15 protein-coding genes and 1 riboswitch are annotated in these 18474 nt (G+C 34.8%); of the genes, 4 read left to right on the forward strand and 11 right to left on the reverse strand.

Features of this window, described 5'->3' with window-relative positions:
• Positions 1-19 precede the first annotated feature (19 nt).
• The 6 genes from L4F93_RS01130 to wecB are packed head-to-tail and all read right to left on the reverse strand — an operon-like array spanning position 20 to position 10387.
• Complete coding sequence (locus tag L4F93_RS01130) at positions 20-2050, reverse strand: capsular polysaccharide biosynthesis protein (protein WP_250350729.1); 2031 nt, start codon at positions 2048-2050, stop codon at positions 20-22.
• 1 nt (position 2051) lies between these two features.
• On the reverse strand, positions 2052-3047 hold the full coding sequence (locus L4F93_RS01135; RefSeq protein ID WP_250350730.1) for a CgeB family protein: 996 nt from the start codon (positions 3045-3047) through the stop codon (positions 2052-2054).
• Positions 3040-5763, reverse strand: coding sequence for a DUF6270 domain-containing protein (locus L4F93_RS01140; protein WP_250350731.1), 2724 nt, complete (start codon positions 5761-5763; stop codon positions 3040-3042). Before L4F93_RS01140 ends, L4F93_RS01135 begins: the two co-directional genes overlap by 8 nt.
• Positions 5764-7959, reverse strand: coding sequence for a glycosyltransferase family protein (locus L4F93_RS01145; RefSeq protein ID WP_250350732.1), 2196 nt, complete (start codon positions 7957-7959; stop codon positions 5764-5766).
• A 25-nt stretch (positions 7960-7984) separates the two neighbouring features.
• The gene (gene wecC / locus L4F93_RS01150; protein WP_250350733.1) at positions 7985-9253 is read right to left on the reverse strand and encodes a UDP-N-acetyl-D-mannosamine dehydrogenase; all 1269 of its coding nucleotides are present in this window, start codon (positions 9251-9253) and stop codon (positions 7985-7987) included.
• Between the two features lie 9 nt (positions 9254-9262).
• The gene (gene wecB, locus L4F93_RS01155; RefSeq protein ID WP_250350734.1) at positions 9263-10387 is read right to left on the reverse strand and encodes a non-hydrolyzing UDP-N-acetylglucosamine 2-epimerase; all 1125 of its coding nucleotides are present in this window, start codon (positions 10385-10387) and stop codon (positions 9263-9265) included.
• Between the two features lie 309 nt (positions 10388-10696).
• On the opposite strand from wecB, the gene L4F93_RS01160 reads away from it, so the two are divergent.
• The 4 genes from L4F93_RS01160 to L4F93_RS01175 are packed head-to-tail and all read left to right on the forward strand — an operon-like array spanning position 10697 to position 14434.
• Positions 10697-11848: a polysaccharide biosynthesis/export family protein gene (locus L4F93_RS01160; protein WP_250350735.1), complete on the forward strand. Its 1152-nt coding sequence runs from the start codon at positions 10697-10699 to the stop codon at positions 11846-11848.
• An 11-nt stretch (positions 11849-11859) separates the two neighbouring features.
• Positions 11860-12993, forward strand: a complete 1134-nt coding sequence (locus L4F93_RS01165; RefSeq protein WP_250350736.1) for a capsule biosynthesis protein — start codon at positions 11860-11862, stop codon at positions 12991-12993.
• The gene (locus L4F93_RS01170) at positions 12993-13790 is read left to right on the forward strand and encodes an ABC transporter permease (RefSeq protein WP_250350737.1); all 798 of its coding nucleotides are present in this window, start codon (positions 12993-12995) and stop codon (positions 13788-13790) included. Before L4F93_RS01165 ends, L4F93_RS01170 begins: the two co-directional genes overlap by 1 nt.
• Positions 13787-14434, forward strand: coding sequence for an ABC transporter ATP-binding protein (locus tag L4F93_RS01175; RefSeq protein WP_250350738.1), 648 nt, complete (start codon positions 13787-13789; stop codon positions 14432-14434). The genes L4F93_RS01170 and L4F93_RS01175 overlap by 4 nt, the downstream gene beginning before the upstream one ends.
• Positions 14435-14492: 58 nt before the next feature.
• On the opposite strand, the gene L4F93_RS01180 is transcribed toward L4F93_RS01175, so the two are convergent.
• The 5 genes from L4F93_RS01180 to L4F93_RS01200 all read right to left on the reverse strand — a co-directional run bounded on the left by L4F93_RS01180 (position 14493) and on the right by L4F93_RS01200 (position 18414).
• On the reverse strand, positions 14493-15119 hold the full coding sequence (locus tag L4F93_RS01180; protein ID WP_250350739.1) for a 7-carboxy-7-deazaguanine synthase QueE: 627 nt from the start codon (positions 15117-15119) through the stop codon (positions 14493-14495).
• A complete protein-coding gene (queD, locus tag L4F93_RS01185) occupies positions 15119-15541 on the reverse strand; it encodes a 6-carboxytetrahydropterin synthase QueD (RefSeq protein ID WP_250350740.1) in 423 nt (140 codons plus the stop codon). The genes L4F93_RS01180 and queD overlap by 1 nt, the downstream gene beginning before the upstream one ends.
• Complete coding sequence (queC, locus tag L4F93_RS01190) at positions 15534-16217, reverse strand: 7-cyano-7-deazaguanine synthase QueC (protein ID WP_250350741.1); 684 nt, start codon at positions 16215-16217, stop codon at positions 15534-15536. Before queC ends, queD begins: the two co-directional genes overlap by 8 nt.
• 2 nt (positions 16218-16219) lie before the next feature.
• A riboswitch (PreQ1 riboswitch) is annotated at positions 16220-16264 on the reverse strand.
• A 104-nt stretch (positions 16265-16368) separates the two neighbouring features.
• On the reverse strand, positions 16369-16689 hold the full coding sequence (gene hpf, locus L4F93_RS01195; RefSeq protein WP_250350742.1) for a ribosome hibernation-promoting factor, HPF/YfiA family: 321 nt from the start codon (positions 16687-16689) through the stop codon (positions 16369-16371).
• A 357-nt stretch (positions 16690-17046) separates the two neighbouring features.
• A complete protein-coding gene (locus L4F93_RS01200) occupies positions 17047-18414 on the reverse strand; it encodes an alanine/glycine:cation symporter family protein (RefSeq protein ID WP_250350743.1) in 1368 nt (455 codons plus the stop codon).
• Positions 18415-18474 lie beyond the last annotated feature (60 nt).

Below are 18474 nucleotides of genomic sequence, written 5' to 3' on the forward strand. Positions count from 1 at the left end.
TCCCTTAGGTATAAAATAGCTATTTCAGCCAAAATGTGCGTAAAAAGTAACAATATTTCCCTATTTTTTTGCTTAACCAACTCTTATATAAGCCCGTATCTTTCAATTGATTTTTTTGTTCAAACAATATCTTAACTGCGGTGCTTGCATTGGTTAATTGCATTGTATTAGGGTTAAGGTAAAGTGGATAGTATAACAGAGTTCCAGCGATTAACTGCGTTAATGTTAATTTTCTTTTTCTGCGCGGTAACGTATAAGCATCAATGGTTAATCCCCAATGGGCATAAAAAGGTGAACCGTAACAATATACCGTTTTACCCCGCAATAGCGCTTCAAAACCGGCTAAGGACGTCATTGTATGTACTTCATCGACCGCTTGAATACAATCTAAAATATTCGCATCAGTAACAATTTGATCAGCATAGGTTAATGCTTGTTCTTGTGTGACATTACCTTTTCGGTTTCCACTTAATACATCTGGATGTGGTTTATAAATAATATAAGCATCAGAATGAGCTTTTCTAACCTGTTGTAATAAGGTGAGATTTGATTGACATTTTGGTGAACCAAAACGAATAGAGGCATCATCTTCTACTTGCCCTGGCACTAAAAGGATTTTTTTCTCCGTATTTGGACGTGCAAAGCCAGTAGAACCTACATTATATTTACCGATATTCGCTTGGATTAATTGTTGCTGTATTTCTCGTGCTACATATTCATCTTTTTCTGAAAAATCTGCATTTTGCAAAATAGATTCTAATTGCGAAGGTTGTTGCGGATTAAAATAAATCCCCAAAGGATCCACCACTAAAGAAAGTGGTGCAACAAGGTTAGAACCCAGTCCAACGGAACGAATAAAGCCATCTTCCATTCGCCAAATTGGAATATTATTTTGTTCAGCGTAGGTAATAAATTCATCTTTACCTTGTCCCCATAACAATAATTTTGCATTTTCACCCAGCGAGATTTTCTTAAATTTAGAAAACGAACGGACGAAATGCAATTGACAATTTGGCAAGTGAAAAAAAGGTTTTAATACCGTTTTTTTCCACAAAGAAAGTCCAATACAATAAAAATCGCCTACTAATACAGATTGCCAATGCTTAACCCAACTTAGATAATGAATGACATCAAAAATATCGCCAGTTTCACCCGTAAACGGATTAATATAGCGGCTATACTGAAAATAAGCGGCATAAAACACTTCATTTAACGCACGCGAGTTGCGGCGTTGTTGTGTGATCAGTTCAGCAACAAAAGGGTGTCGATCATCGGTTAATCCCCAGCCGGCAAACCAAGGCACACCAAAGGTTACGACTTCTTTGCCTTGTAGTAATGCTTCAAATCCCATTTGGGATGTAACGCAATACACTTTATCTACCTGCGATAACAAGGTTGGTGGATTGATGTCTTGGCTAATAATTCTCACACGCGGTTGATCTAATAAATCAGTTAGATATCCACGTTTCTTTCCTGCAATCACATCAGGATGGGTTTTCACCCAAATCTCAGCACTGGGGTTTTCTTGTAAAGCTGATTGCAACATCTGACGGAAACTATTCCCATCAGCCAAACCATATTGCACCGCCATATCACCAAATGTTTGATCAATAACTAATACAATGTGATTTTTAGGCTCTGTAGCTATTGGCTCACAAGGTGCGTGATTATATTTGGATAATTGCCATTCACGAATCAATGCCATTGCTTGATGAGACTGCTCGACTTGCTCATCATTTAAGTTGCAATCAGCAATTAACTTTTCCAGCCGTGAAGGCTTTTCTGCCGCATAGTAAATACCCACATCATCCACAACCAAAGAAAATGGTGGGTATCCTTCAACCCCTAATCCGGTAGAACGCAGAAAGCCGTCTTCAATTAATATACATGTATAATTAAAGAAATTCCCTAGCCACTTAGCTCTTTTTCCAGAAAATTTTAATCCCCAACCAATAATATATTTCTTTTCAGTTAAATACTTTTCCTTTTCTAAAAAAGTAAATAGCTTCGGAATTTTCTTTATGGCAAAAGAAGGGATTAATAGGCTCATATTATGACAATCCAATTACATTTAAAATTTGTTGGATTCTATGCTCCCAAGTATGGTTTGCTAAAACGTAATCAGAGCCAGCTTTTGCTCTTTCTAGATCCTCTTTATTTGGCCCATATTTTAAGCGAGCAAATAGTTCTTTCATTTCATCAGGATTATTTACTATGTAGCAATAATCGGAAAAGAGACGTTGCACAGATAGAGCAGGTGTGGTTATGGCAATACCTCCACAAGCTAAAATTTCCACTAATCTGCGAGAAAACATAGTAGCTGAGTCAGTAATTGTATTTACGTTCAACGATACTAGATAATCTTTATAAACTTGAGCTGTTTGTTGATATTCCAGTGCAGGGAAAATATCCATATTAGGTAATATAGGGTAACGATAGTTAGGTGATTTTCGATCGGAATTACGATCAAATATAGTTAAGCCAAGACCAGTTTCAGATGCTGAATGAAATAATTGATTTTGCCATTCTCTACGTAAGGAGTGGATGTGATGGCTATAGCTTCCCACAAAATTAGCTCGGTTATATTTAAAATTAAAACCGGTAAATGAGTGAAATTTAGGTTGTACAGCAAACATTAATGTATGTACTGAGGCATTTTCACCCATAATAGCCTTATATCTGGGAATACAATTTTCATCTACAGTAAACACATGATCAAAATGTTTAGCAGAATCAATAAAACGATCAAAATGAACACTGTCTTCTTTATTCCAGAAGACAGTAGGAATTCCTTTATCCTTTGCTCTTTCAACTAAACGTCGTAATGCATCATTATTGCGTTTAGGATGATCTGGATAAGAAGCTATCTTATATTTCCAACGATTTTTATAGCCTTGCCAGGCGGACTCAACTAGTAAAAAATCAATATTTTTCATACTCTGGTAAGCGCTCAAAATATTACTATTAATATACTGAGTTATCACTGAGTTAGAAATTAACAAAGATGAGCTAGTCAACTTATCCGAAATCAATAAAATATTAATCATTAATATAGAGGACCTCTGTGGACATATTATTTTTGAGATTCTCTATATTAGAGAATAGCATGAAATTGGTAAAAATGACTCTAGCTGCTTTGCCCCAATTCCATTTTTCAACATTCTTCAATGCGGTGAGACTATAATCAATTCTTATTTCATCTTGAATATTTTCATTTTTTAAATTATACACAACATTAACATTTTTATATTTGTTTAATGGGATATGTACTTGCTGCCCATTAATAGATAATTTTAATGAAAAACGTTTTTCTAGCTCTTCGCTAAAATGCGGAACCTTTATTATAAATGAAAGTGCTTTTTGAGATGCTTTTCTAGGAATAGTAAAGTGTAAATCATAACCATCATTAACATACATAGGATTTTTAGAAATATAAATATCTATGGCTTTTGTAGTAATATTCTTTATTATTTCAATATTTTTTAAACTTCCTAAAGTAATGATTTCAGCCATTTCAATAAAAGTATAAAGACCATTAGAAACTTTCTTTCTCTCGCTGAATTGGTTATTAGTCAATAGTGAGAAAAATTTATTCTGAGATAGATCTGGAGTGTAATAATTAATATTGGGTTCATTGTTGATATCAAACGTCATAATTTGATTACCCGCATGTTTCTTCCTTGGATAATCACTAACAGTAATTTTCTGATTAATAAGTATTGATAAAGTTGAGTCTTGCAATTCAACAGGATAAATATTTTTTAATACACTAGGATAAAAACAGTCTTCTGACTGAACACTATGATCAGAAAAATAATCTATTAGTCTTTGAAAATTTTGCTTTGCAGTAACAGAATTAAATTGAATATTTCTTTTAGATAATTGAGTTATCACAAATTTAAATGAATCAAAATGAAGCATAAAAGTTATACCAGGAAAAAATGCTCCTTTTTTAGGCGAATTCTCAATTTTATCAAGTATTTTTTTTACCCAGCCAGAATAACTAAAAAACTCATCAATATTAATTTCATTTTGATCTAATTCATAAAACATTGAAAACAATACAAATTCAGCACATTTAGTACAGGAACAGCACCATTTTGTGTTTATATCAGTTGTTGATTCACACATAACGAGCATTTTATAAAAATTAGGATTGCTCTTTGCTAAATATCCAAATCCAGATAATTCTGTCATATGTTGATTAGCATTAAAGATAGTTAATCTTCTATTAGAAATATATGTTGAATAAAATGAAGATATTGCCTTGATGTAATTACTTTGAGAACGTTTAAACCCAAAAGTTTCTTTGTTATCTAAACTATTATAATAGTGACAAAACTCATAACTAAAGGTCAAATAATCAAAACAATTCAGCCATGCTAAAACGCCCAGGGGGGCAAAATATAATTCTAAATGATAGTCAGGAATAGCAGAACGAGCATTTGTCTTTATTTTAATAACATCAACATTAAATTTATTTAAAATAGGATTAAGAATTAATTTATCTCTTCTTTTTTCTAGTTCTTCTACATTATTGTGTTCCGCAGGTATCACAAAAGAAATTAACTTTATGTTTTTTATTTCAGGATTTTTTGAAAATATATCTAATGCAGAATAGGAATCTTTTCCTCCACCATATAAGATGCCAATTGTACTTTCATCTTTAAGGAAGTGAGATTTTATTATTGTATTATTATGTAAATTTGCAAAATAAGTATTTTTGAGGTCATGATAGCTCAGCCAAAATGATGCAATCTCAGTTGAGATAGGAGCTTCTGTAATTATAATATTTGTAGTTTTTAGATTTTTCAGTTTATTTAATAATAATCCAATTACAGTGTTATAATGAATGTCAATTGGAACTTGTGAAATATCTATATCATAGTAATCAACAAAAAAGTTATCAGCCATATAATTGGCTTCATAAGTAATAGTCCAAGAGAAAAAAACTTGGTTACCAATTACTTCTGGTGTTTTTATGTAGATAAAATTTGAGAATTCTGTAGAAATTGTAGTAGCTGGATTCATCTCTTTTTCCTTAATGCTATATAAACTTTTTAAAGTTGATATTGTATTTAAATATAATTCATCTGTATAGTGAAAAGGACTTAATCCCCAAGTATGTTGTCTTTTGGCAATAAATTTATCATGTATAATTATACTACCATATTGTTGAATAGCCTTTTCTATTACTATATACTGTTTGTTAAGGAAAATATTTGCTTTTTCTATTCTATTTTTAATTTCAATGTCTTTTCCTTCATCAACTTTTGATGTCCAAAATACCTTATTTAGAATAATTTTTGATAAAAAATTATATTTTTTCGCAACCTGAATAAATTCATCAAAACCTTTTTTCCATTCTTCAAACCAAGTATCAGTCCACGCTTCAATAGTGTTACCTTTATCTTTATTAACTTTTAAAAAATTAGTGTTTTTAAGTTCATCAGATAAAAGAACTTTCTCACCTGAGAAAAATTTAAAGATATCAAATCTATCATCAATTAAATCTAATATAAGATAGTCAAATGTTTGTGTTGAGATAACTTTTTTAAATTCTTTCGAAAAATCAGCTCCAACAATTTTTTTCTGAAAAGGAGAAGTAAGAGCCGATGTATAATTATCTTCTATTTCGTTTGAATCAAAAGCTGTTGCAAGGCTACTTCTTGCAAAATATCTTATTAAGTTAAAAGAATCACTTTCATTAGCAAATGTGAATGCATCTCTAGTTACACAACTACCAAAAATAATAATATTCATTTAAACTACCGTAATCTCTCTTGCTAATTCATTTCCAATAAACTCACCTTTTTCTGTAAAAAAGTTATCGCTTACTTGCCAAGTATGATTATTGATATCTTTTGCTCGATATACAATAAAATTAAACGGATCAGCTACATACATTTTTATCCCTAATTTATTTGCTTGTTCTAATATATTGGAGTCCTCTCCTCTATTTAGATTACCAAATTTTAGTTTATCTAATGCTTTTCTAGAAAAAACTAATGTTGCTCCTGTTAAGAAATTAGTCTCTAGGTGATGCTGGCCTTTAAATCGTACATAAGTTTTATCAAGCGATTCTAAATAGATAAATATTTCTTTCTTACCTACTATACCATAGTCTCCAAACTTGAATGGTATTAGCATATCCTGAAGATAATGAGGAAAATAAAAATCATCATCATCAAATTTTGCAACATATTCACCTGTTGTAAGATGAATTGCTTGATTTAATCGATTTCCAAGAGTATCATCGCTGTCATTTTTAATGATATGAACATTGATAAATTTCTTATCTGATTTATTAATTTTAGATTTTAATTCACCGATTTGTTCATCTGAATAATTCTGTGCGATGATAATAAGTTCGATATTAGGATAAACTTGCTGTGTGACATTCTCGACAATTCTATCAATAAATTTGGGGCGATTAGATGCCATTACAATACTAGCTAAAGGTTGATATTGCTCTATCTTTTGCCCAAGAGCATTAACAATTTGTATTGCTCTTTGCTCATAAGTATGATAGAGCATCACTTCTCTATATCCTCTATGTGATAATCTTAGCCATTCCCATTCATTATTGAGCAAACGATCAGCAATTTTTTTCGCCTCCTTTCCTGTTCTAGCTATTTGAACAATCCCTTTAAATTGTTTTTCTATTGCTAATGAAGGAGTTGAAATCACGGGTGTTCCACAAGCTAATAACTCATATACTCGACGCGACATCATCGTAGGAGAGTCTGTTATTGTATTAACATTCAAAAAAATCTTAAATTTACGATATACATTTACTATTTCTTTAAATGGAACTGCTGGACGAATATATTTTCTATATTTTCTAGGATAGGCATAGCGTTTATTATCAAGTTGAGACATTCTATCATAAATAACCCCCTTGCAGCTTTTAATAGCTGGTAGTAATGCATCCATTTGTTTCTTACGATCATCATGACCAACGCTATAGTATGAACCGGCAAAACAAATATTTTCTTGTTCAGTTCTAAATCTATTAGCAGGATTACAAATATTAATATTAGCTGCAAATAGCAATGCCTCTACTTTAGCATTAGGGACATCTCGTTGATAATCCGCTACTTTGTTACTATCTGTAGTGAATATAAAATCACATTTTTTGGCTATAGGAAGAAATTTATCATAATGCATAGGATCTTCTTTATTCCAAAATATAACTGGGAAATTCCTATTTTTTGAAATTTCAAGTGCTTTAAGAAGTGCTTGTGCATTATTATGTTGTAAGTTAGGTGATGTAAATGCATACTCCCACGCTCCAAAGTTACCTTTCCAGCAACTTTCAATAAAGAAACCTAATGAGCTTGAACCTTTTATTTGCTGTTCATAAGATGCTTTATTAAGTGGAAAAAGTCTAAACTCGCTCCCGAATGACACATGTGAAATTTCATCTAAAATTGAAATAAATCTGAATCCATATTGTTTTTTAAATTTCCCTTCTATAACACTAAAATCTGGGAGAGTTTTAGATGAGGATATAGTTTTAGGCGAATCCTTTCGTTTCTTAGCTAACTTTCTTATATTCCAAAGTGTTGTAGGTAAATTATAAAAATTACTCCATGATTTTGTACTATGGATAAGAGCATAACCTAACTTAAAAGAGAGTGTATTTTCAACATTCTTTTTAGCTTGAGCTATTTTTTCTGCTGTATTAGCTAAATCTTTTTTTAATTTAATGATAGTATGTTCTTGTTCAGAATTAGCTTTTTGTAAGGTTTCTAATTTTAACTGAAGTGATTTTATTGTAGAAAGTTCATCAAAATGTTGATTCTGTTTTTTAATTATAAAATTAAAAGATTGAATAGACTCTTGATGTAAATCAGATACAGCCTTCTTAATTAGGTTTAAGTCTTCAGCAAGATTTAAATTATCGGAAGATTGTTTTTCTTGTATAAATTTATTTCTTTTTTTAGTCTTTTTCATAAAGCTTTACCTAGATATAAATTATTTAAGCCCAAATTCCTTTTGTATCTATAATAGCCACATCATTAGAGAAATCAGGCTTATTCTCCATAAATTCTTTATGATTAACCAATAGTACTGCTACATCTGCAATTTCTTGACTCTCTATATAATCGACTAGATTGATTTCTTTTTTACCATGATGTTCTATGTCTTTGTAGTAGTTAGGTTCTACTGCATAGACTTGGTTCGGGTAAAGATCCATGAGCTTTTCAGTAATCATTAAGGCTGGGCTTTCGCGTAAATCATCAATATCTGGTTTGAATGCCAAGCCATAGCATACGATTTTTAAATCATGAATGGATTTACTCGTTTGCTTTGCCACTTTTGTAGCCGCATTTTTTACTTGTTCAATCACCCATTCAGGTTTACTATCGTTTACTTCACGAGCAGATCTTACAATTTTTGCTAGATCTGGTGTTTTATCAACAATAAACCAAGGATCTACAGCAATGCAATGTCCGCCCACTCCACAACCAGGCTGTAAAATATTAACTCTAGGGTGGCGATTTGCTAAAGAAATTAGTTCCCATACATTGATATTTAAGCGGTCTGAAATTAAAGAAAGTTCATTTGCAAAGGCAATATTTACATCGCGAAAAGCATTTTCTGTTAATTTACTCATTTCTGCGGTTCTGGCGTTAGTTTTTACTAATTCGCCTTGGACAAAGATTTTGTAAATTTCAATCGCTTTTTCTGAACAAATGTCTGTAATACCACCAATGATTCGATCATTTTCTACAAGCTCTTTAATCACTTGTCCTGGTAATACACGTTCAGGACAATAAGCCACATAGATATCAGGCTCACCATTATCTGATTCATGGGGGAATTTTAATTCAGGTCGAGCTTCCGATAGCCAATTAACTAGCTGTTCAGTTGTGCCTACTGGAGAAGTTGATTCTAAAATAATAGTATCTCCTTTCTTTAAGACGGGAGCTAATGCTTTAGAAACTGCTTCAATATAGCTTAGATCGGGTTCATGATCGCCTTTAAAGGGGGTAGGCACTGCAATAACAAATGCATCAGCAGGTTCCGGTTTAATAGTTGCATATAATTGCCCACTAGCCACTGCTTCGGAGACAATCTCTTGTAATCCTGGTTCTACGATATGAATTTGTCCCTGGTTAATTGTATCAACCGCATATTGATTAACATCGACTCCAATTACTTTCGCACCATTAGTTGCAAACATAGCAGCGGCAGGTAATCCAATATAACCTAAACCAATAACAGAAATAATTTTTTGACTCATATTTTTCCCTTAATATTGTAACAATGTATTAACAATTTGCTTTGCCGATGTACCATCACCATATGGATTTTTTGCTTCTGACATACTTTGGTATTCTTTAGGATTATCCATTAGCTTAGAGAACTCTTCAACAATGGAATCAATATTTGTTCCTACAAGCCTTACCGTGCCAGCTTCCACTGCGGCAGGACGTTCAGTAGTATCACGTAATACTAAAACTGGTTTTCCTAATGTAGGCGCTTCTTCTTGGATTCCACCTGAATCACTCAAGATAATATGAGCATTTGACATTAGATAAGTGAAAGGTAAATACTCTTGAGGTTCAATAAGATGAATGTTTGGATGATTCGATAAAAATTCCTCAAAGGTATTACGTACAGCAGGATTTAAGTGTAGTGGTAGTACGAATTGTAGTTGTGGATATTTATCAGCTAATAGGTGAATCGCTTTAGCTATGTTTTTAATTCCATTACCATGATTTTCACGACGATGAGCTGTGATTAAAATCAACTTAGATTGTTCATCATTCTTATTAACAAACGGAAACAAAGACTCCATTTGTGCTTTGATGTTTACATCATTCAATTTTTCTCTAACTTCTAGTAATGCATCTATAACAGTATTACCTGTAACAAAGATTTTATTTTCATCAATGTTTTCCTTAAGGAGATTATTTTTGGAACCAACAGTTGGTGAAAAATGGAGAGTTGACAATACCGAAGTCAAACAGCGATTAGCTTCTTCTGGCCAAGGAGAGTATAAATTGCCAGTTCTTAGCCCTGCTTCAACATGACCAATTTTTATTCTTTTATAGAATGCCGCGAGGCTTGTTGCAAAAGTTGTTGTTGTATCTCCATGAACAAGAACAAAATCAGGTCTAAAGTCCTCCAATATCGGAGATAATCCTTCAATGATAGATGTAGTGATTTGTTCTAATGTTTGCTTTTTCTGCATGACATCCAAATCATAATCGGGCTGGATATCAAATAAGTTCAGCACCTGATCTAACATTTCTCTATGCTGTGCGGTTACACAAACTTTAGAAATGATATTTGCATGGCGCTTTAATTCATGCACCAATGGAGCCATTTTTATCGCTTCAGGCCTAGTTCCAAAGACTGTTAATACTTTCATATACTATTACCATCCAATAATTTAAATTTTTTATCGTATCGTAGTATAATTATTTTGTCAATTTATGATTAATATTTTTACTCAAGACTAAGTAGCCTATCTAATATTAAGTACCAAGTGACTATTCCAATTCCAATCTTTTTTTTGTTTTGCGCTAAACTAATGCAATTTTATTATTGATAAGTAAGAAAAATGAGCCATAAATCATATTTATGTATTATACTATTGCCGATCCTTTTTATTTCTCCTATCATCTATTGGATAATTTATGATGGAAAATACATTATATAAAAATTCTAAGGAAAACCTATGCACAAATCTCTCATTACAATCACTTGCTGTTTACTTGTATCCTGCGCAAATTTGCCCGCATCAGGACCAAATAAAGGCAGCATTGAAAAAGTAGAACAGCAAAATGCCAATATTCCTGCTGTCCAGTTAATTGAGTTAGATGATAAAGTTGTAAAAACTAATTCTTTCCAAACTCAATCTTTTAAACAGCTATCTCCTTCTAAGCAAAGTTATCAGGGCGTGGTAAGCTCAGGTGATTTACTTGATATTACCCTGTGGGAAGCACCTCCTGCCATTTTATTTGGTAGCGTGTTAAATGAAAGTGGTATATCATCTAGCCAAAGTACGCATTTGCCCGAGCAAATGGTCAGCAATAATGGACGCATTACCATTCCATTTGTTGGTTCTTTGCGTGTGGCAGGAAAAACGCCAGAGCAAATTCAAACTGACATTGTTAATCGTTTACAGTCTATCGCAAATCAGCCGCAAGCGATTGTGCGCGTTGTAAAAAATAATTCTGCGAATGTAACTGTATTAACTAAATCATCAGCTGTGCGTATGCCATTAACAACTTATGGTGAACGTGTGCTAGATGCGGTAACCGCAGCAGGTGGAACAAGCGGAGAATTACAAGATATTGCAGTGCAACTTACTCGCAGTCATCAAGTAAGAACCATTTCTTTAGCAAAATTAGCACGGGATCCACAAGAAAATATCCTTTTACGTTCCGGTGATGTCCTAAGTTTAATAAATAATCCACTTTCATTCACGGCAATGGGTGCGGTAGGAAATAGTAAAGAAATTCGTTTTTCAGCAGAAGGTTTAAGCTTAGCAGAGGCAATAGGTCGTCTTGGCGGTTTGAATGATAATCGTGCCGATCCAAGAGGTGTATTTATCTTCCGTTATGTTCCATTTGAAGAGATGTCATTAAATAAACAAAATGAATGGGAAGCCAAGGGATATCACAACGGAATGAAAATTCCAACAGTATATCAAGCAAATTTACTTGAACCTCAATCAATGTTTTGGATTCAACAATTTCCAATTAAAGATAAAGATATTGTTTATGTATCTAATGCACCATTAGCTGAATACCAAAAATTTATTCGTATGATCTTTGGAACAGTAAACCCAGCATTATCAACGATCAATAGCATTAATAGAATGTAGGTATATAAAGAATGGAACAAAATATTGATCAACCCATTACAAAACGTAAGAAAAAATTGAATTTAAAGAAAATTAATCCACTATTGTGGATAACAGTGATCATTCCTACTTTCTGCTCAATTTTTTATTTTTCTATCTGGGCTTCAGATGTCTATATTTCTGAATCTAGCTTTATTGTGCGTTCATCGCGTAGTCAAGCGAGTTTAGGCGGAATGGGGGCATTATTACAAAGCATCGGCTTTGCACGCTCTCAAGATGATACTTTTACAGTGCAGGAATTTATGCGTTCTCGCAATGCCTTAAGCACCTTAGAAAATGATTTGCCACTTAGAAAATATTATAACGAAGGGGATTTCTTTAGTCGTTTTGATCCGCTAGGGTTATTCAATTCCAAAGAGGCTTTTTATCAATATTTCCGTAATCACTTATCCATCAGTATTGATTCATTATCTGGCATTGCAACCTTGAGGGTGCGTACTTTTGATGCAACCTCAGCGCAACAAATAAACAATGCTTTACTTAATTTAGCAGAAAAATTAGTAAATCAACTGAATGATCGTGCACGTAGAGATACCATTAAATTTGCAGAGCAATCGGTTAATGAGGCAGAAAATCACTTAACTCAAACCTCTGTCGCATTAAGTCAATATCGTGTTAAAAATGCAATCTTTGATGTAGCGAGCCAATCAGAATCTGTTTTAACGTTGGTACAGAAATTACAAAATGAATTAATTTCAATTCAAACTCAACTTGATCAAGTAAGAGCATTATCGCCGAATAACCCGCAAGTCAAAGTGTTACAAGCGAGACAAAAAAGTATTCGTGAAGAATTATCACAGCAGTTAGATGTGGTATTTGAAGGGAAAAAATCTTTAACCACACAATCTGCCGAGTATCAGCGTTTGATTTTAGATGATACTTTAGCGAAGCAACAATTAACTGCAGCGATATCAGCATTGCAAAGTGCAAAAGAAGAAGCAGGCAGACAGCAATTATATTTGGAAATTATTGCTAAACCTAATCATCCTGATTTGGCTTTAGAGCCACATCGTTTATACAATATTTTAGCAACATTGATTCTTGGCTTAGTGCTTTATGGTGTATTAACACTATTATTAGCAGGTGTGAGAGAGCATAAAAACTAATGCAGTATGGTGAACAAACTTCATTACGAGAATCATTTCAGATTCAATGGCGAGTGTTAAAAGCATTATTGCTACGTGAAATTATTACTCGTTATGGGCGTAAAAATTTAGGGTTCTTATGGCTATTTGTCGAACCCTTTATGATGACCCTTGTGATTGTATTAATGTGGCACTTTTTTAGGGCTGATAGATTTTCTACGCTAAATATTGTTGCTTTTGCTATCACAGGCTATCCATTATTAATGATGTGGCGTAATGCGTCTAATAGAGCTATTGGTGCAATTGATGCGAATATGGCCTTATTATATCACCGTAATGTTCGTCCTTTAGATACGCTTTTTTCCAGAATGACGTTGGAAATTATGGGGGCCACCGTTGCACAGATTTTGATGCTTGCTTTTCTTGTAATGATTGGTTGGATTGAAATGCCAAACGATGTGCTATATATGCTTTTCGCTTGGTTTTTAATGGCGCTGTTTGCGATTGGTCTAGGTTTAATCATTTGTTCGCTAGCTTATTATTTAGAAGTTTTTGGTAAGATCTGGGGAACATTGACCTTTTTGATGTTTCCTATTTCAGGCGCATTCTTTTTAGTAAGCAGTTTACCTAGCAATGCTCAATCTATGTTGCTATGGTTTCCAATGATTCACGGTACAGAAATGTTTAGGCACGGCTATTTTGGCTCAAGCATTGTGACAATGGAATCACCTAGTTACCTTCTTGCCTGTGATTTAGTCATGCTTTTAATTGGATTATTAATGGTACGCAGTTTTAGTAATAGGATTAATGCAAGATGATCAGTGTAGAAAATGTTTACAAGAAATATCACACAAGAACAGGCTCTGTCACAGTTTTAAACAATATTAATTTTAAACTGGAGAAAGGCGAAAAAGTAGGGATTTTAGGACGGAATGGTGCAGGTAAATCAACTCTAATTCGTTTAATGAGCGGGGTTGAAGCGCCAACAGCAGGTATTATTCGCCGTGAAATGAGCATATCTTGGCCACTCGCTTTTAGTGGGGCATTCCAAGGGAGCTTAACGGGAATGGATAATTTGCGTTTTATTTGCCGAATTTATAATGCTGATATTGACTATGTAACAGCATTTACCGAAGCGTTCTCAGAATTAGGTAACTATCTTTATGAACCTGTAAGAAGTTATTCATCGGGAATGAAAGCGCGTTTAGCCTTTGCATTATCTTTATCCGTAGAGTTTGACTGCTATCTTATTGATGAAGTAATTGCCGTTGGGGATTCTCGCTTTAGTGCAAAATGTCGTTATGAGCTTTTTGAAAAACGCAAAGATCGTTCTATTATTCTGGTTTCTCACAGTCCTTCTGCAATTCGTGAATATTGTGATAATGCTAAGGTATTAGAAAAAGGAAAATTATTAGATTTTCCTTCCATTGATGAAGCATATCAATATTACAACCAACAATAATTAAAACTCGTTAAAAAACCACCGCACTTTCTAAAGTGCGGTGGCTTTTTCTTAGATTTTATTCAATCCCAATCAGCTTATGTGTTTGAAGACTTAATTGCCATTTTGGTTTATTCGGGCGTTGGTTTAGTAAGCCTAATTGGGTAATTGTGTGGAGCAAATTCATTTCGCCATTGGTTTCGCAAGGTGAAAGGTAATAATGCTCTGCCTCAATTTGCTTTTCAATGAATGCACAAAATGCTTGTACATCTGCATCTGCCACAATGCGAACTTCATTGGCTTGAGCAATACAGCGTTGGCGGTATTTCTCAACATAAGCACGCTTAGGGCTGGTGGCGATATAATCAATTTGTGCGGGAATCGGTTTTAATCCATTGGTTTCAATGGCAAGAAAATAACCGTCCGCCTTAAGTTGCTCAAGCAATAAGCTAAGTTGCGGTTGAATCGTCGGCTCTCCTCCTGTGATAATAATATTTTTCGCAGAAAACAACCGCACTTTCGCTAAGATTTGCTGTAACGACCACGGCTCAAAATCATTGTAGGGCGTATCGCACCAAGGACAAGTTAAATTACACTTTCCAAAGCGGATAAAAATACAAGGCATTCCCGTATTCGCCCCTTCGCCTTGCAAACTCTGGAAAATTTCTACAATGGGATAGCTTGGATTAGAGATCAATTCCACCATTACTCTTCCCGATATTCACAAAATGAAGTGGGCGTTTCCCACAAGCGAATGGCACTAATCGGCAAGTGTATACTTAATCGTTGGAAAATAAAGCGTGCCATTTCTTCTGCGGTGGTACGGGTTGGCATAGCAAAGGTTTTGGAATTAAGATCTTGTAACAATCGTGCAATTTTGCTTTCTCGTTCGCTCGTTTCATCATAAATAAAGGCGTGATCCATTGGGCTAAGAATCTGTTCTTTTACGATCTGTTTTAGATCAGAAAAATCCATCACCATTCCTTTTTTTGCCCCGCTGGCGTGTAGCTCCCCCTGCACTTCCACTTGCAATTTATAAGTATGTCCGTGCAGATTTTGACATTTGCCATCGTGTCCATCTAACAAATGTGCCATATCAAAACTGAATTCTTTAGAAACTTTAAACATTTTGCCCCGCACTTTTTTGTTGTAAATATTCGCTTAAGCCTTTATTACGCAATACACAGCTCGGGCATTCACCACAACCACCTTCTACGCCCATATAACAGGTGTGAGTATGATTGCGAACATAATCCAACGCACCTAGGCTATCTGCCAATGCCCAAGTTTGGGCTTTGGTAAGATACATCAACGGTGTGCGAAGATTAAAATGGTAATCCATCGCTAAGTTAAGCGTTACATTCATCGACTTAATAAATACATCACGGCAATCAGGATAACCACTGAAATCGGTTTCACACACGCCCGTGATAATGTCAGAAATGCCTTGTCCTTTTGCATAAATGGCGGTGTAAAGCAGAAATAATGCGTTGCGTCCATCTACAAAGGTGTTGGGCAGTTGATCTTTTTCTTGCTTGATTTCTGCGTCTTTGTTCATTAATGCATTTGTTGTGATCGCTTTAATCACGGAGGTATCAATGAAGGTTTGTTTTACACCAAGATCTTGTGCGATCCATTTCGCCTTTTCTAACTCTATGGCGTGGCGTTGTCCGTAGTGGAAAGTAACTGTTTCCACATTTTCAACACCATAATCTGCAATAGCTTGAATTAAACAGGTGGTGGAATCTTGCCCACCAGAAAAGATAACAACCGCTTTACGGTTGTGATTTTTGAATGTTGTCATAAAATTTCCTAGTTTTTTTGCGTGGGAGGGTTGCGAACCACGGGTACAGCTAGATTTTATCCAGCCACGAAATAAGGGCGATATTGTACAACAAAGGGGAAATGAGGCAAAGAAAAAGCCCGCAAAAGTGCGGGCTAAAATAGAAAAGTTTTTAATTAAACGAATCTTTTAAACGTTCCTCTGCACGGCGAGATTCATTTTTATGTTGTAATTTATTCAGCTGACGTTCAAGTTTCTCTTCCACTTCATTAATCGCCTTATACATATCATCAGCTTCACTACTTGCAAATAAATCACCAAATGGTGTGCCGATAGAGGCTTCCACCGCAAAGCCTTTTGGTACTTTATTCAAAATAAAATGAGGATTAATCAGTTGAGTTTGCCATTTTCCTAATTTAGCAAGTCTTTCTTCAATATGAGCGCGGATTGCTGGGGTGATGTCCATTTGTTTACTTGTGATATTTAGAGTCATAGCATTTACCTCTCTTTTGATTGTAAGTATTTCTACTTGTGTGAAATCTCATACCTACAACATAGTCCTGTTAGCAGAACTTTTCAAGGGCTTTATTTAAGAATAAAAAAGAAAAATGTAAATTTATGATCTAAGTAGAAGATTTCAAAAAAGAGACTTTCATTTTATGGAAAAGTTGTTATTATTCCTAGGTTCATATTCATAAATAGCTTCTCTTTTAAGTGTCAATTCGCTAAATAAACGTTGAACAATGTGTTCAATCAATTTCCGGTTCTCTCTTTCAAAATAGCAAAAAGCACAGTAAAAGGCGATTTTCTACTGTGCTTCAATGAATGACCAATGTTTATTTAACGTTTTCTAATCGTCTGCATCTTGATGTGCAATGCTTAAACGTTCAAAATAGCTTCTTGTTTCGTCAAGTACGACTTTGCGTAAACCAATTAACGCAATAAGATTTGGGAATGCCATTAGTCCGTTTACAATATCTGCCAAAATCCAAATGGTTTCAAGATGAATAAACGCCCCACAAGCCACCATAATAATAAAGATAAAACGGTACGCTTTTACCCCTTTAACACCAGCAAGATACACAAAACAACGCTCACCATAATAACACCAGCCTAAAATCGTGGTGAATGCAAAGAATAATAATCCAAGGGTTACAATCGTGCCACCTGCTGCTGTTCCCAGACCTTCCGAAAAGGCAAGATTGGTTACTGCCGCACCGGCTTCTGGTGATTGCCAAGCACCTGTTAGCACAATGACAATGCCCGTCATCGTACAAACGATAAGGGTATCTAAGAATGTTCCCGTCATTGAAATCAAACCTTGACGCGCAGGTTCTTTGGTTTGTGCCGCAGCGGCTGCAATTGGCGCACTTCCTAAGCCTGATTCATTTGAGAAAATGCCTCGTGCCACACCCGATTGAATCGCTTTCATTACGGTATAGCCTAATGCTCCCCCTAAGGCGGATTGTGGATTGAACGCACTTTCAATAATTAATCCTACTGCGGTAGGGACTTGCTGCCAGTTCAAGGTGATAATGACGATAGAAATCGCGACATAAAGCACGGCCATAAAAGGCACAATGATGGCCGCCACAGAAGAAATGCGTTTAATGCCGCCTAAAATGATCGCGGCAACCAATAACGTGATAATTGGCGCCATTATTTCCACAGGAATATGAAAGCTATTCTGCATTGCGTGCGTAATGGCTTGCACCTGCGGAAACGTCCCAATACCGAAAAAGGCCACCAAAATACCACAAATTGCAAACATTTTTGCAAGCCATTTTATACCTAGACCACGTTCAATGTAGTACATCGGGCCACCGGCAACAAAACCACGTTTATCAATAATGCGATATTTCACCGCCAGTAAACATTCGGCGTATTTCGTTGCCATACCAAACAATGCCACTAACCACATCCAAAAAATTGCGCCGGGACCACCAGCCTGCACGGCAGTTGCTACCCCAACAATATTTCCCGTTCCAATGGTAGCCGCTAATGCCGTACTTAAAGCTGCGAAGGCGGAAACATCACCTTTTCCTTTTTGCGCCCCTTTTTCACGTTTAAATAAATAACTTAACGCTCTCGGCAATTGAAAGACTTGAATAAACCCTAAGCGAAAGGTGAAATAAAGCCCTACGCCAGACAATAAAATTAATAAGGGCGGTCCCCAAATAAAGGCGTTAATTGATGATAATAATTGTGTCATTGACATTGAATGTTCCTCGTAAAAAAATTGCGGTTTACAAGGAGGCGAAAAGAGTTTGGCGAATAG

Origin of the sequence: Avibacterium sp. 20-132 (assembly GCF_023611925.1) — a bacterium.
In the GTDB taxonomy this organism is placed as follows: Bacteria; Pseudomonadota; Gammaproteobacteria; order Enterobacterales; family Pasteurellaceae; genus Avibacterium.

Coding starts and splice junctions, on each gene's coding strand:
- hpf (WP_250350742.1), bottom strand. CDS start 16,689: ATGACTCTAAATATCACAAGTAAACAAATGGACATCACCCCAGCAATC.
- L4F93_RS01180 (WP_250350739.1), bottom strand. CDS start 15,119: ATGGTGGAATTGATCTCTAATCCAAGCTATCCCATTGTAGAAATTTTC.
- L4F93_RS01170 (WP_250350737.1), top strand. CDS start 12,993: ATGCAGTATGGTGAACAAACTTCATTACGAGAATCATTTCAGATTCAA.
- queD (WP_250350740.1), bottom strand. CDS start 15,541: ATGTTTAAAGTTTCTAAAGAATTCAGTTTTGATATGGCACATTTGTTA.
- L4F93_RS01160 (WP_250350735.1), top strand. CDS start 10,697: ATGCACAAATCTCTCATTACAATCACTTGCTGTTTACTTGTATCCTGC.
- L4F93_RS01130 (WP_250350729.1), bottom strand. CDS start 2,050: ATGAGCCTATTAATCCCTTCTTTTGCCATAAAGAAAATTCCGAAGCTA.
- L4F93_RS01145 (WP_250350732.1), bottom strand. CDS start 7,959: ATGAAAAAGACTAAAAAAAGAAATAAATTTATACAAGAAAAACAATCT.
- L4F93_RS01140 (WP_250350731.1), bottom strand. CDS start 5,763: ATGAATATTATTATTTTTGGTAGTTGTGTAACTAGAGATGCATTCACA.
- queC (WP_250350741.1), bottom strand. CDS start 16,217: ATGACAACATTCAAAAATCACAACCGTAAAGCGGTTGTTATCTTTTCT.
- L4F93_RS01165 (WP_250350736.1), top strand. CDS start 11,860: ATGGAACAAAATATTGATCAACCCATTACAAAACGTAAGAAAAAATTG.
- wecC (WP_250350733.1), bottom strand. CDS start 9,253: ATGAGTCAAAAAATTATTTCTGTTATTGGTTTAGGTTATATTGGATTA.
- L4F93_RS01175 (WP_250350738.1), top strand. CDS start 13,787: ATGATCAGTGTAGAAAATGTTTACAAGAAATATCACACAAGAACAGGC.
- wecB (WP_250350734.1), bottom strand. CDS start 10,387: ATGAAAGTATTAACAGTCTTTGGAACTAGGCCTGAAGCGATAAAAATG.
- L4F93_RS01135 (WP_250350730.1), bottom strand. CDS start 3,047: ATGATTAATATTTTATTGATTTCGGATAAGTTGACTAGCTCATCTTTG.
- L4F93_RS01200 (WP_250350743.1), bottom strand. CDS start 18,414: ATGTCAATGACACAATTATTATCATCAATTAACGCCTTTATTTGGGGA.